This window comes from Bradyrhizobium nanningense (genome assembly GCF_004114535.1).
GTDB classification, from domain to species: Bacteria; Pseudomonadota; Alphaproteobacteria; order Rhizobiales; family Xanthobacteraceae; genus Bradyrhizobium; species Bradyrhizobium nanningense.
This window is the reverse complement of sequence record NZ_LBJC01000068.1, coordinates 18,149-30,760: the sequence shown is the minus strand read 5'-3', so window position 1 is coordinate 30,760 and position 12,612 is coordinate 18,149. Positions and strand designations below refer to the sequence as shown.

Here is a 12,612-nt window from a genome sequence, read left to right as displayed (position 1 = left end):
CTTCCCGGCAATCGCCAGCTGACCGATCCGGCCCAAACCGGCGAACGTGGTGACCCGCACTCAGCTACACCACGCCACGGGACACGATCCACGCAACGCCGAAGGCAAGCTACTTTTGCCCCTCGCGCGGTCACCATCCTTCGGCATTGTAGAGGGTTTCGAACACGCTCCTTGGGACGCGCACTACGAAGAGAGGCGGTCGCACAAGTGAATCGACGGCCAGAGCACGCTCATTTTGAATCGAATTAATTCTTGCTGAAAAGGTCCGAGAGATGTTTGATTTGCAGCAGTGTAATCTTGGGGGAGCGAGAATGATGGTGAACGCCCTCGACATTTATAAGGCTCATCCGGCACGATCACAGCTCGATCAGAGAGCGGCACAATATGTTCGTATGTCGACACAACGGCAGCAATATTCGATTCAGAATCAGGCTGCTGTGATTGCAGCATACGCGCACGCCCATAGCCTGACGATTATACGGACCTACCGCGACGAGGGAGAGAGCGGCCTTCTCATCAAGAACAGGGCCGGCCTTATCCAGCTCATCAAGGACGTTCAAACAGGGGAAGTCGATTTTGGTCATATTCTGGTTTATGACGTGAGCCGCTGGGGCCGCTTTCAGGACGTTGACGAGAGCGCGTACTACGAATTCGTCTGCAAACAGGCAGGCATCAATATCGTGTATTGTGCTGAGCAATTTGATAATGATGGCAGCCTGCTCTCCAGCATCATCAAGAACATCAAGCGCGTAATGGCAGCGGAGTACAGTCGTGAGCTTTCGACAAAGGTTCACGCCGCGCAATGCCGGTTCGCCCGACTTGGCTTCAAGCTCGGAGGTCGCCCTGGTTATGCTCTTCTGCGAGAGCTTGTCGACCAGAGTCAGCAGTCTCGCGGCGTGCTGAAGAACGGCGATCAGAAGTACCTCGCGACTGATCACGTCCGACTGCGACCTGGCATCCCCGCGGAAGTAGCCGTGGTGAAGTGGATCTTCGAGCGATTTCTGCAAGTAAAGTCGGAAGCGATTATCGCGCGGGAGCTAAACCGGAAGGAGATACTCACGAGCACAAGAGGTCGGTGGACGCGTGCAGCTGTTAACACGGTGCTTAGAAACGAGAACTACATTGGGAACCTGACGTTTAACCGTCGATCACGTAAGCTACGGCGGAAGTCCGCCTGCAATCCTCCCGAGCTTTGGATCACCAGCGAGGGATGTATCGAGCCGATCATTGAACGCGACACCTTCCTAAAAGTAAAGAAGATCATTGAGGAACGGCGTGTCGACCTCACTGAAGAGGAGATGCTTGCCCGACTACGCAAAACGCTGGTCAAGGAAGGACGTCTGAGCTCTGCTATCATCGCCAGCACGGTAGGCCTTCCCTGCGCCTCCACCTATCAAACTCACTTCGGCAGCATGATGAACGTGTATCGGCTAATCGGCTACACTCCCAAGCGAAACTATGAATTCCTTGAGTCGCGTCCGCTGTGGGCCGAGCAAAAGGCCAAGCTGGGCTCGCAAATTGCCACCGTCATCAAAAAGGCCGGCGGCCGAACCGTCTCTCGCGCGGGTTACTTGCGCGTGAATGGATCGGTCAACATCTCAATTCGAGTCGCCCTCTGGTGTGGAAGGCAAGACCGCGCGCCGTACTGGTCCATCAAGCGTGAGGCACGCTTGCCTCACGGGTGGATTGCCGCGGCCAGGATGGCTGAGCATAACAAATCGGTGCTTGATTACGTACTGCTGCGGACTGGCCAGAAGGTAAAACGAACTATGACTTTTTCTGAAAGGGCTCGCATTCGCCGTGGAATAGCTCGGTTCGAAACGGCTACTGCTTTAGCACGAGGCATCGTCGAGCAAGTAATTATGGCGGACCGTTCCTCCCTAGTGCCTTCCGGTAATCTATCGAGACCAAAGCAGCCCGCGACCAAGACCTCTCATGCGCGGCGCTGATCGAACGTAAGTACAAGACTTCCGCGAAGCAAGCTTCTATAATCTGATCAGCTGCGCCACAGCACCAGCAGCACGTTCGCTTCATCCGCGGACGTGCTCTATGCGCCTGTTCTTCATCGTCGTGCTGAGCTAAACGGATGATCTTACGACAGCGGCCGTCGCAGGGATGAACTCGAACCCGGGGAAAATGAGTCTGCACGATGACGCGTCCCGCGCCAGTCAGCACCCGACCATCTCCTTCTGCCGAGCCGGGACGTACCTGCCATGTGCCGAACGTCTTTTTTGGACGCTGCTGTTGAGGTCCTGACCACGCCGTATCAAGATTAAGTCTCCTCCATAATCCGAGGAGCGACGCTGAGGCCCTTCGCATTCCACATCAGTGGAAGCAAAGGAGCAGAAGGGAGGCCTTAGCGAACGTCAGCAAGTGTTGGAAAAGACTCGGCTACGAAAGACAAGGCAAAATTTTTCGTTGCTGATATTGGAAGACTCGTTGGCTCCGAGGGTCGCAGCGCCCATCGCCATTGGTTGAGCGAACCACTTCCCGCTTTGCGGCTCCGTTACACGAAAATCGGCTATCGTGAGGGATGCAATGGGATCCCGTGTTGCTCTAAAATGTTCTGAAGCGGTGCACTCAAAGTGTCGATAGAGCGCCCACCGATTTTGAAATCGACATAAATTTCATTGTCCTTGGCTGTCGGTACTTCGACCATTGTGATCACAGAGACACCATGCGGCTTGTCAACTTTGGCTTTAAGCGTCTTGTTCAAGCCCCCGATGGCATCACTGACTGTGATGATGACCACACTTCCGATTTTGAGTGAAGCTTCCGATCCCGTAAGCACATGCCTGCCATCAAGCACAACAGGCAACTGTCTTGTAATCTGCGCCTCGAGCTTCAGCTTCATGGCGCGCTTGTTCTGTTCAGCCACGTCGATTGTCAATCCTGTGAGGAGATCGACGTCGGACTCGCGGAAATACGCCTGCAATATACTGAACACTCGAGGTTCGTCTTGCTTGCCCTTTCCGTAATCGGGAATGCGGGATCGGCTGAGCTTGTGATCCTTGTCCTTCAAGGTGGCAATTGCATACGCTGCCGCCCATCGCACATCGGGCGCATCGTCGAACAGAGCGTCGACAAACGCGTTCTCGATAGCGCGCACTCGCTTGGAGATGTTCCGCTTCTCGGACGAGGGTGTGCGCGCGTCGCCGGCACGCGTCAGCATCAGCCGGACCGCGGCAAGCCGGGCGGACACGTCTCCTTCCTCAAGATCGACGAACGCACGCAACAGACCGTTCTCCGCTTCCGACAGTGTACCAAATGAAGGCACGTCGTCCTTTAAATTTGGTTGTATGAACCGTCCCGGAATAGGTATTTCCTTCGGTAGCGGCTTTTTGACCGCATCTCTCACTCGGATCCAAGCATGCTTCGCGCCAGGAACCGAGCCCGACACCATTATAACGCCGCGGACCGGATCGATATCCATCACCCTAAGGTTCAGGGCGGTGGCGCGATCACCGCCCATGTGCCCTGGCATCCTCTTGTTTTTCCAAGTCTTTCCGGGATCTTGCCGTCCACCCGTGGAGCCGATCGACCGGTGGGAAATGGAAACGCCGTGGCTGGCACGCAAGCCGGCAAAGCCGTGCCGTTTCATGCCTCCCTGGAAGCCTTTGCCGATTGTTGTGCCGGTTACGTCTACAAACTGACCGACGACGAAATGATCGGCCGTGATCTCCGCCCCCACTGGGATCAAAGCGTCCTGGGAGACACGAAACTCCGCGCACAGCTCCTTTGGTGGGACCTGTGCTACTGCGAACTGCCCACGCTCCGCTCTCGGCATATGCACCGTCTTGCGGTTTCCTGCCCCCAATTGGATGGCGACATAGCCGTTCTTTTCAGCGGTGCGGTGCGCAACGACTTGGCAGCTGGGGACTCGAAGAACGGTTACTGGAACATCCTTCCCGTTCTCGTCGAAGACCCTGGTCATTCCCTCTTTGCGAGCCAACACCCCCGTCCTCACGCCGATACTCCTTGACCTGAAGCCTTCGTCCAGACGTCTCCGAAGGCCGTCCAAAGCAGCGCCGTCGGATTCGATTTCTGTTGCAGCACGTATCGGCGCGCGCGCAGCAACGATGGGCCAATGTCTTCCCCATCTAAAAGGTGCCGAAAGAAGCGATCGGAAAGCTGTTCCGAAAGCGCGGGATCGACCTTTCCGATCGGCGCGACGACGACCGCCGCGCCATTGTGGTGCATCCGTTCAGCCAAACTCGCTGCTCGCGATACGGCGTTGTAGGCCGCGTAGTCGACATCGAGAAACACCAGCAAGTGATCATGGCCGCGCAGTTTCAAACTCGCGGTGTCATTGAAACGCGATTCAAAGCGGTCGCAAATTCGTATATCGATCGAATGGCTCGGCCGTGGAAATCGGCAAAGCCCGCAGGAGAAGAGAAAGGTATCGACAGGAAGAAACAGAAAGGCGCGCAGCAGATCGAACATCTGCTTCCGGCGCGGTACCGCCGCGGACAATTGAGGAAGGGCTCTAATGCTAATGTCCGGTTGACCCGAGAACCAAGCCGATGAAATGTGTCGCTGTGACTTACCGTCCTTCCAATCGTCATAGACCACGCCAACGTCGAGATTCCCATCTCTTGCCAGGTTGGGGCTGGCGCCGCCGCGGCGGAAATAGCTGCCGTCGCCTCCAGAAGGAGACCGTGGGGGCGCAATTCTTGGCAGCAGATAGATCTGTCCCAGAAAACGCAGCGGATTGATAGGTCCTTCAACCGGCTCGATATACACGAATTCCCAGGGGATGCGGACGGCCGTCGATCGCACGCTGACCGCCCCATCCCTTTTTGCCTCCTCGCGAAGCAGACTGATGAAGACGTCCTTGTCCTCGTCCGCGATTAGCGCATCGAACAGCTCGTATCCCTTCCTGGCCACTTCCTCCAAGAGGCTCGCCTTTTCTGGCGAAGACAACGCATCGAACTTCGCCCGTTCAAAGGTGTGGCTTCCGACGAAATCGAGTATGTCATTCGAGAGCCGTTTGACCTCATTCGGCTTCGCATTGGCATGAAACTCAATGTCGTCCTTCTCATCGAAGATCAGGGTCGTGATCAGATCGCCATCGACGATCGAATTTCGAATGCAAACCGGCCTCCCGCCGGAGTGGTGTAGACGAGAAATCTTCATTATGCCGCTACGTTCGATCTTGCGAGAGAAGTCCTAACTACTAGCGGCGTGCCGGCAGCCAATCGAAACTCGACATCGACAGCCCCGTTTCCAGGACGCCGCGCTACGATATGGAAGTGTCCGGCCTCACCGACTGCGCATGCAATGCGGGTCGGGACGACTTGGCACGATGCGCTGTAAGCTCGCAGCTCACAAACTCCGTCCTTGATTCCAGCTTTACCCGGGACGCCCAGCCGCACAGCCAGCTCCGAATCGAGAACTGCACGAAGCTCGAATTCGAGCATCGAAGAGTCCAATGCTCTGGTGCTGACGGTTGGCTGTAGCTTGTTGGATGGCACGCCCCTGATCCAGGCGCAAAGTTGCGCGTCAGGTATCGGCGGCAGTGGCACGTCGTCACGATGATTCCCGGTACGAGCAGATCCAGTCAGCGCCTCGAGCACGGTGAGACGCTGAGCGAGCATCGGGATCGCTCGATAACCGGCGCGATACCATGAAGGTTGCTCCTTGCCCGCTTCGCCAAAAAGGTCGGGAGGTCTTCTCGCCTGGAAGAACGCCCTATGCGGGCGCTGCGCCATTCGGGTGGCCTTAAGGCGCGCGAACCGATCCGTCCATTCCTGATACTCTCGCCGGTCCGTTATGGAGGCCACCATCCAACGCGCGTCGATCCGCTCAAGCTCCACGAGCGCGATCAGTAGCGGGTCCGCATCGGGCGGCAAGAGGCCCAGAATGGCCCGGCATCTCTCCTCACGAACTTGTGGTAGATCGGATGTCGAACGATGACGGAGCGCCGCGAGAGCCCGCTCCAACGGCGTGCTCACGGTCGGCGGCGTCCAATTGCCGATTCCACCATCGCCCAGGAACAGCCCGATCGCGTCTCGGGTGGGCTCGCGAGCCACGACGTTGCGGCTGACGAGAAGTAGGCGCCGAAGCGTTTCAGAAACGGAGCCGCCCTCGACGCCTACCGGCCCAAAGGCCGAGAAGGAGCCGTCCGAGCGATGAAGAAGGATCACGTCCTGAGGAAGTACGACAGGCCGTCCGTCTCGTCCATCCACGATTGCATGAGCTCGCCGCCGAAGACGCGAGGCGACGGCTTCCTCAAATCGAGATTCGCATGCAAGAAGCCAGACATACGATACCGGTTCGGACGGTCTTTCTTCGAACGGCAAGCCCAACTGCACCTGGCCATCTCCCGGCGAAGCTGCGATTCGCTGGTCGGAGTCTCGCACGGGAGGCATGGCAGGAGGCTTGATTTCGTACAATCCACAGCAAAATTGATCGGCGACAGAGGCCATTCATCAGACCCGCATATCAGAGGCATCGCGCACCTCTGCAACGATCGAAGTTCGCGTGCGTTGCTCCTCGTTGGAGAAGCCATCGTAATCGCGCAACTGTCCGAAAGATAAACCCGTCATCTTCTCGATGGACCGGACACTCCGTTGATAGGTCTTGAAGGCCCCGAACACCGCCTCCAGTTCCTTCAATTCCTGCACCTGATCAATCGTGTAGGCGGTCGAAGAGGGCTTGCCGTCATTCGACACGAACGAGATCACCTTCCAATAGGCGACCGGTATCTTTACTCCCCGATAGAGGCGATCGTTGTCACGAAAGATCGGGCCGCTGAATACGTTGACCTTGGCCTCCTGGGCTTTCGCGTTCTTGAGGATATAGTTCTCCAAGCTCAGCCATGTCTGCTGGTTGAAGTGGGATGCTTGTGGCGTACAATTCGTAAAGTGAAACGTATCGTCGTTGGCGGTTTCAGCAGTTTCTCCCCAATTCGGGTCTTCCCTGCGGACGAGGTGGCCCCGATCGAGGATATTGTCCGCGTACAGCTCCTCGCCGATCTGCGCTTCGTCGGGAATGCGCCCGTCGTAGAACCATTTGTCGGGCGGGCTACGGACCACCCTGACTGCTGCCTCCCCGTCGATGTTGACCCCCACGAACATCGGCATCCGTCGCGACTTCGACATCACTACCGAAAAGTGTTCGTAGTCCAATCGATTTTCTGGGCTACCTTCGATCTCCAGGACATCTCTATTGAACTTTGCAGGATCCGGGAGCGGAATCGGAAAGCCAAGAAAATCAACATCATATCCCGCCCGTCCCTGGAAGCGCTCGGGGGGAGAGCGTCGCGCCCTCCGTGAAGCTTCCAATTCGGCTGCCTCGAGGCCCGCGCCTCCGACACGAGGCTCCACAAATTGCAAGTCGGATAGAAATGGACGCACCGTCAAATCGACCTTCATCATATTCCCCATCATGCTTCCGTTGATATGCCCTTGAGCAAAAGCGAATCGTATTTGGCGACCAACTCTGCCGTCGCGCGCACTCTCTCGAGGTTTACACTACTCAATTGTCCAACGAAGTCGTTGAGAAGACCGCAGACGTCGACATATTCGATCAAGCGGAGCAACAAAAAGTCGGCCTGACGGGTCTTTTGCAACTCGTTGAGGAGACGCTCCGGGAGCAGATCCACAGGCCAGATTCGGCAGCGGCCGGCGAAAAACTCAATCTGCTCCCCCAGCGGATCGGGATCGTACCGTACGATGTCGATAAGGGCCGCGCGTACCGGATCATAGAGCTCCGGTGTACGGCCACGCACGAAGTTGCGTACCACATCAAGGCGGCGAGACCTGTCCCGCAAATGGATTGTCAAATTCGAATTGTAAAACTCGCTAAGCGAAAGATAGCGATGCTTCTCGCTTGTCTGAAGCACCAACATCTGGGTCCTTGCTTCCTCCGGGAGAATCAGCGGGCCCGATCCTTCCGCCGACATCCAGCTCTGGTCGGAGAAGATCTGGCCGAGAGACATCGGAAGAGCGAGATCAGTCTCAGGAGCGGCCAGAGCCAGAGCGATCATCCGTATTCCATCGAGATCGAGACCATCTTGCGATTTGAACCATGGGCGATGCCTGATGGACTGCGAAAACGAAGCATCGCCGGCTGCCACCCGACCTATCGCGACCAAGGGCATGTAGTCGATCCATCCAGGACGGGAGTCCAAGTCGTGCAACAGCCATCGATCGACGAGCGCCTTTCCACCTCCCACCGCGAGTTGGGCGCAAGCCCATTTCCACGTCCAATGAACGGTCAGTCGCTGAAACATCGAGGAAGGCAGGCCGCCGATCATCTGCCTTGACAAGACTTCCATTGAAGGAGCCGCGAGCCTTATGACCTCCATGAAATCCGCGGACTTGAAGGCGACATCGACGCGGGTAGCCAGATCCGAATCCTCGAGGATGTCATCAAGAGTCGTATGCGGGCGGATCGACCGGGGGCTCGCCAGACCCGCGTCTCCGCTGCCGGTTCCCGTGACAGCAGACAGTCCCGGCGGCGACGACGCTCGTATGGCACCTGACTTCGAGCGCTTTCTGAGATTGCGCGTCTCCACATCCCTTCTTTGGGCTTCGGGAAGTGCAGCCCTCTCCTCCTCAGTCAGCGAACGTTCGTCCTTCAATAGAAGAGCGCGTGCGACCGGAGGCATCGCGTGAATGTCCTCCCGCCCAATATGAAGCACCCTCCGCGCCAGCCCCTCGTCTTCGGCTATAGCCGATACATCCCCATAGAACGCCCTGTAGTAGGCGGCCATCGCGATCGGGTCCGAACCCGTCGCCATGTCTGTATCCCTTATCCCGTCCCGCTCGTCGTACCAATCGGCGGCCCTCTCCTGCACAAGCCTCACGCGATTCTGCAAATCCGACGGCTGACCGTCCGGGGTTCGCGTCGTGCCGCAGAGCATCGGCAGCATCAGCCGACGCAGGTTGGTCACATGTCGCACCTCGTTCGGACCGTACGAGTCCACCAACCACGCTTCCTTGGATAGCGCTCGCAGGAGCTCCCTCGCGCGCTCAATGTCGATATCCCCCAGCCCGCATGGTATGGCGAGCACATCGCGTATGAGTTCGGCGGTAACCGTTCTAAGGGCAAGACCTGGGTGAGCCAGTTTGCGAATGTCCTCCTTCGGGATCGTTCTAGTGTCGTTCGGATCCTTCGATAGTTTATGGTCCTTTATTCTATCCAGGAATCGCGAATACAGCACCCTCATCGCCTCGACGGTGCCGTACAACGATGAACCGCTCACGTCACGAACGATCTCGTCGATCTCTCGAGTGCTCTTCTCTGCGGCGAATTTGATGAGAACAATAAGAAAAAGAGGATACCACTCGATCGCAGATCTCGTGATCTGTTCAATCCTCTGATCGTCGAATATCTTGGCCCGATCCTTCTCTCGCAGAAAGTCGCCAACTTCAATTGGAGTGAACGGGCCAAGTTCAAGATGGCCGCAGAACCACGCTGGCAATCGGCGAGGCTCACTTACAAATGGCTGGATACGTCCTGCAACCACGGCCCTCACGGTCTGGAACGCGCGGGAGCCGTCCTCGGCTTGAAGATCTATGAGCCGGTCAATCCAGGACAAGACCATGCCGAACGGCTCACGCTCCAGTTCCGCGTCAGCCAGACCCATTTCCGAGGATACGATCACCTCTTCGAATGTATCCACGACGATTAATACGTCATGGCGAACCGGTTGGCGGCCCAGCGCGTCCCCGAGCCGCTCTAGCAATATGTCCGCAGACTTGAGATCGCTGCCGGTTTCAGCGGCGATGCGAAGCGCGTCGCGCCGCAAGTCGTCCATCTCGCCATCAAGCTCGGTGCGTGCGCGTCCGATCTGTCGCGTGAGTTCGGCCGTCCACTCCTTCTCCGCCCCCAATGCCAGGTTCGGGCGATCAAAATCGAGTAGTACGGTTATAGGACCGCTCCAATCGTCCTTTCGCATCGAACGGACAAGCTCGGCGACCAAAGCAGACTTTCCACTCCCCCCGATACCGGTGAGAAGAAGTGGCCTCAGCCAATCCAACTTCTTCGGATCCGTATTGACGTTGACCAGCCGGATCGAAGTCGCTACCTCGCCGTTGGTGGCGTATGCGGTGAGCAATCCCAGCTCTTGTGTTCGCCCCACGAGCTTGGGCGCAACGTGTAGCAATCTTTGCTCGTCATCCAGCCTGGCAAGCTTCCACCGGGGGTCCGCCCTGCCGCTGGGCGAAGGCTTTTTGCGCACCCGGTGGACGAAGTCCTGAGCCACGGCAAGGTCCTGCAAGTCAGGCCTCGATAGGCCTTGGTCCTCCAGCAGATCCTCTTCGTCTCCTCTGAGCAGTTCGACAAGGTAGAGCGCGAAACGTTCCTTGGGGTGAGGTTTTGCCTCTTCGAGAAGGCGATCGAAATCGGCGCGCCTAACGGCTCGCGCCAGTGTTTCGTGGCGGGCTCTTGCCGTGAGCTTCCAATACAGCTTCTCTTCGACCACTACCTCCTGTACGTCATCTACGATTTCGTCGAGGATGCGCTCACTCAGGTCACCGCCTTCGGCGGCCGACAAGAGATCGTGCGGATCAAACGCGCCAATGATCGCGGCACGGGCGAGCACCTCGTCAATCTTCTCTCGCAATCTCGGGTCGCTCTGAGCGGTCATGGTGTCGTCGACGGTATGAAGAGGTCGTTCACGATCTTTGCGATTGCGGCGCTCTTGCTCATAGCCGCCCCGTGGAGGGCAGGATGCTGTGGGTTGGAAAGCATCTCTCGATCAGCGAGCAATGTGGCGATACGACCGAGGCTGAGGAGCATGCGATCGGGATCAAAGCTCAACCTATTGCGGATCCATCCTATGACATCCTCGATACTCAGATGATCCTTCAGGGGATCGATCGACTTCGCATTAACATTCTTCAATGCAGGCATATCGGGATCGGACATTCCAATCAGGACAAGGCGGAGTTTCTGCCGAGCGGCAATTTCAGGATAAAGCTTTTCGAAGAACACTCGCGTTGAGGTATCGCTCAACGGGTGCTGATCCATCTCGTTGATAGCGATCCAAATCGTTTGCCTCGTAGCGTCGGCTTCGATCAAGCTTGCAACGTCGCGGGCAAGCACAGCGATCGTATCGTTGATTTCCGTCGATTCCTGCGCTCCCGCCAAGCGACCCGGCGCGACCAGCTTGTTCGACATCCCGTTCGCGACTCTGTCCAGGAGCAACTGCGCCGTCGAATAGGCATTGTCTGGTATGTCGGAAGCGTTGATTTGGATCAGCCGATGCAGCGCCGGCGCAAGGGCATCATCGAGGATCTCGTATGAAAACGACTTGCCGATCTGGCTGAGAGGTTTTCGATTGGAACCGTAGTGGATTTGCACGACGAGAACCTTCGGCCCGCCCGGCGTCTGAGCCGATGCAATTGCCTCCTGTAGACTATAGCGACCGATGAGAGCCTTCCCATTTGCGAGGGTACAACGCGGAGCGCTCAAGCTCCCCATGCGCGACTTGATCGCACCTTGGGCCTTCCCGAGAATCTTCGCCAGCGGAATTGCGACGTTGGTCGTGTAAGTCTCGGTCTTGCCTTTGACCTTCTTTTCCACCTGGTACACGAACTGGTGCATTGCTGCGGGTTTCATGTCGTAAGTGAGGCACGCTCCGCCCGAAGATCCGTGTATCGTGTTTGCCGAATGCAGCACTCGGTCGGTGTTCGCTACCATGCTGTTGAACTTGCTCACAGGACTCTGCGAGCTGAATTCGCCTGGCGAGAAGCGCATCGTGTAGTTGCCGGGATGATGCGATACGATCATCTTCCCGTTGGCTTGGCGCGGCGCCTCGTTCACGAGATTGTAGTACAACCGATCAAATCCCGCAGGCCGATCCAGTTCGATCACTGCAAAGTCGAGGAAAGTGTCAAGTTGCTTGGGCCGCCATTTCTCTAGGGTCTCATTCGGATCCGCGCTGAGCCGGCTGCCCACCACCAGCCAGTCTTCCGTCACCCCGCAGGTCCATTTATTCTCGATTTGATTGGCCCTGGCCACGTAGTCGAACTCGACCGAAATGCGGGAGGACAATTGCCTGACAGGAACACCTGGCCAATCGGGCTCCCCTGCCGGGCCGTTCCGTCCGGCATCGAAGGTTACCAGCGAACTGATGACATGCCAGCATGTGAGCACCAGCCTCGGCCCTATGAGCAGCCCTGTGCCCGTCTCCACGGATCCATCCGTTAGCTTGACGACGATCTTGCAAGTATTCCTCGCCAGCCTCGGCATCCCCTCCCGGATCGTCAGCGCATCGGTCATAGGAGTGAAGTCGTCGAGGATCTTCTGAAGCGTGGCGCGGTAGGTCTCCTCACCCTCTTCATCGTCCAGCAGATCCGCCGCATCGACTTCAGTTTCCGACGACGTGAATAGTCTGCCCGAGTATGCTTTGACGAATGAAGCTAGGAACCCTTTTCGCTGGGCCTCTTCCAAGGCGGCCTCGAAATCCGCACGATGCAAGTCGGAGCCGAACGGCAAAGGAGCCGCCTTTTGGCGAAACGTCGTGATCGTCAGAAAGCGCCGGGCATCAGGGTAGTTCGCTGCGAATTCGTCGTAGCACTTCCTGAAAACGTCTCGCGATGCCGCTACCTGTGAGGCCAGCTTCGCCGGACTGAAGATGTTTTCGCCTGCGGTCGGCAT

The 12,612-nt window shown here is 57.3% G+C and carries 6 protein-coding genes and 1 pseudogene; 1 reads left to right on the top strand and 6 read right to left on the bottom strand.

What is annotated here, in order from left to right:
• Positions 1 to 311 precede the first annotated feature (311 nt).
• Positions 312 to 1,949 (top strand): recombinase family protein, encoded by a 1,638-nt coding sequence (locus XH84_RS32620; RefSeq protein ID WP_245471932.1) that lies wholly within the window; start codon positions 312 to 314, stop codon positions 1,947 to 1,949.
• A gap of 1,352 nt (positions 1,950 to 3,301) precedes the next feature.
• Here XH84_RS32620 and rplC read toward each other — a convergent pair.
• From rplC to XH84_RS32590, 6 genes and pseudogenes are all read right to left on the bottom strand, one after another.
• Positions 3,302 to 3,967: pseudogene (rplC, locus tag XH84_RS41115) on the bottom strand (50S ribosomal protein L3); the annotation flags it as partial.
• Positions 3,964 to 5,136: a hypothetical protein gene (locus XH84_RS32610; protein WP_128948568.1), complete on the bottom strand. Its 1,173-nt coding sequence runs from the start codon at positions 5,134 to 5,136 to the stop codon at positions 3,964 to 3,966. The pseudogene rplC and the gene XH84_RS32610, both read right to left, overlap by 4 nt.
• Positions 5,136 to 6,428: a hypothetical protein gene (locus XH84_RS32605; RefSeq protein ID WP_128948567.1), complete on the bottom strand. Its 1,293-nt coding sequence runs from the start codon at positions 6,426 to 6,428 to the stop codon at positions 5,136 to 5,138. Before XH84_RS32605 ends, XH84_RS32610 begins: the two co-directional genes overlap by 1 nt.
• Before the next feature lie 3 nt (positions 6,429 to 6,431).
• Entirely contained in the window at positions 6,432 to 7,379 is a 948-nt protein-coding gene (locus XH84_RS32600; protein WP_208757124.1) for a DNA/RNA non-specific endonuclease, read from the bottom strand.
• Positions 7,380 to 7,387: 8 nt separating this feature from the next.
• A complete protein-coding gene (locus XH84_RS32595; protein WP_128948566.1) occupies positions 7,388 to 10,597 on the bottom strand; it encodes a P-loop NTPase family protein in 3,210 nt (1,069 codons plus the stop codon).
• Positions 10,594 to 12,612, bottom strand: a complete 2,019-nt coding sequence (locus tag XH84_RS32590; protein ID WP_128948565.1) for a trypsin-like serine peptidase — start codon at positions 12,610 to 12,612, stop codon at positions 10,594 to 10,596. The genes XH84_RS32595 and XH84_RS32590 overlap by 4 nt, the downstream gene beginning before the upstream one ends.